General features: G+C 36.3%; 2 protein-coding genes. Both read left to right on the top strand.

The window, feature by feature from the left end; all coding sequences use genetic code 11:
• Positions 1-106: 106 nt before the first annotated feature.
• Complete coding sequence (locus WMO38_RS15015; protein ID WP_055195992.1) at positions 107-652, top strand: hypothetical protein; 546 nt, start codon at positions 107-109, stop codon at positions 650-652.
• Between the two features lie 134 nt (positions 653-786).
• On the top strand, positions 787-1,409 hold a 623-nt coding region (locus tag WMO38_RS15010), incomplete at its 3' end, for a hypothetical protein (protein ID WP_349163214.1).

Raw genomic sequence — 1,409 nt, 5'->3', positions numbered from 1 at the left:
TAGTGGGCAATTCAAAAATAGGTTCTGTGTCTGCTAAAGATATGACGATGGTGGAATACAAGCAGTACATTTACAATTCAGATAAACTGATTGGAGGAATAGAAGTATGCACATTGGTTCTGGTCTGAATACCGTATCTTCATTGTACGGTCAACAAAAAGGTAATCAAATGAAAACTCCTGCATCTGGGGAAAAGACATTTTATATGGCAGAAACACCGAAGGTATATCAGATATTTACAACAGATAATATGTTGTGGACAGGAGGTAATGGTACAGGTCTTTCTTATTGTCTTAAATATGCGGATGATTCGACGGATGAAAATCCTGTGGTGTTAGCGAAAGGTGTGGACGAAAACGGGAAAGAGTTTGAGCAAAGAATTTATATCAATGATGTTAATCCATCAAATGCTACAGTAGTCGAAATGCGTGCATTGGAGGCACATTACAAAGTGGAAAAGCAGGGAGGTTTCACGTCTCTGCCGCTTGAAGCTGGTAATATGGGACTTAACGACAGAAGAGATTTTATCGCAATGTTCAAAAAAAGCATAGAAGATTTAAACAAATTGGGAAGGTTTGACTTATCGTTGCTTTGGACGAAAAGTATGGATACATATCTTAATTTGCCAAATGCAAATAGTAAGTATAAATAGTGCTTAGTCATTTGAACATAGGAAAAAAAGAGAACTTGGATTACATATCATATTGAGGCTGAGAGAAATTAAATATCCAAGTCGTTCAATATAATAGAAATTATTTTAAGTTTCAATAACAGGGAGGTAGGATTATGGCAATTACAGGTATCAATAACAGCAGTTGCACATCGTATTATGCTTCAAATTACAAGAATACTGTTAAAAAAACAGATAGTGAAAAGGATAGTACAAATACAAAAGACGGCAACGTGACAACAAGTACAGTTGAATTAAAAACATCACGTCCCGGTGTGACAAAAACAGAGCAGATTAAGACGGGGTATAGCAATGTAAATGATTATTCAAAATACTTGCAAGGAAAATACCATTATATGAATATGGGAACGACTTCAATGCAAGGGGTTCCGACAACAGTATCCGTTTCAAGTGCATTTTTACAGAAGTGTATGAATGATCCGGAAAAAGCAAAGTATCTGGAGGAAAACTTAGCAGCCATTCCAGATTGTGCAAAAAGTGCGGTTAATGGATGTTTGGGCACTTTGACAAATCTGAGTTATAAGGTTGATGAAAACGGAAATATTTCGGTGGCAATATCTAGTACAAATGATCCAGATGGGAAAATAGCGAAAGAGAATGCTGAACGAAAAGCAAAAGAGAACAGAGAAACAGAAGAAAAGGTAAAAGAGAAAAGAGCTGCTAAAAAAGCAGAGGAAGAAAAAGCTGCAAAGAAACGTGCAGAAAAATCGGCAGAAAG

This window comes from Lachnospira hominis (ex Hitch et al. 2025) (genome assembly GCF_040096395.1).
Lineage (GTDB): Bacteria > Bacillota > Clostridia > Lachnospirales > Lachnospiraceae > Lachnospira > Lachnospira hominis.
The sequence above is the reverse complement of the archived record's forward strand: the minus strand, read 5'-3'. Positions and strand labels throughout refer to the sequence as shown.

Excerpts from the sequence above, each read along its gene's own strand:
- WMO38_RS15015 (WP_055195992.1), top strand. The coding sequence starts at position 107 with ATGCACATTGGTTCTGGTCTGAATACCGTATCTTCATTGTACGGTCAA.